This is a genomic window from Algoriphagus sediminis, from assembly GCF_030403435.1.
Classification (GTDB): Bacteria; Bacteroidota; Bacteroidia; order Cytophagales; family Cyclobacteriaceae; genus Algoriphagus; species Algoriphagus sediminis.
Genome location: NZ_JAUEPH010000028.1, coordinates 1 through 328 on the forward strand (window position 1 = coordinate 1; position 328 = coordinate 328).

Genomic DNA, 328 nt, shown 5'->3' on the forward strand with positions numbered 1-328 from the left:
CCTTGTATTCCTTGAGCACCAGTTGGTCCAGTATCCCCTTGAGGTCCGGTAGGTCCAGTATCCCCTTGAGGTCCGGTAGGTCCAGTATCCCCTTGAGGTCCGGTTGCTCCAGTTTCTCCTTGTATTCCTTGAGCACCAGTTGCTCCAGTTGCTCCAGTATCCCCTTGAGGTCCGGTAGGTCCAGTTTCACCTTGCGCTCCGGTTGCTCCGGTTGGTCCGGTTGGTCCGGTTGCTCCGGTTGCTCCGGTATCCCCTTGCGCTCCGGTTGCTCCGGTTGGTCCAGTTTCACCTTGTATTCCTTGAGCACCAGTTGGTCCAGTATCCCCTT

At 57.0% G+C, this 328-nt stretch carries 1 pseudogene; it reads right to left on the bottom strand.

Features of this window, described 5'->3' with window-relative positions:
- Positions 1-328, bottom strand: a pseudogene (locus QVH07_RS17710) (hypothetical protein); the annotation flags it as partial.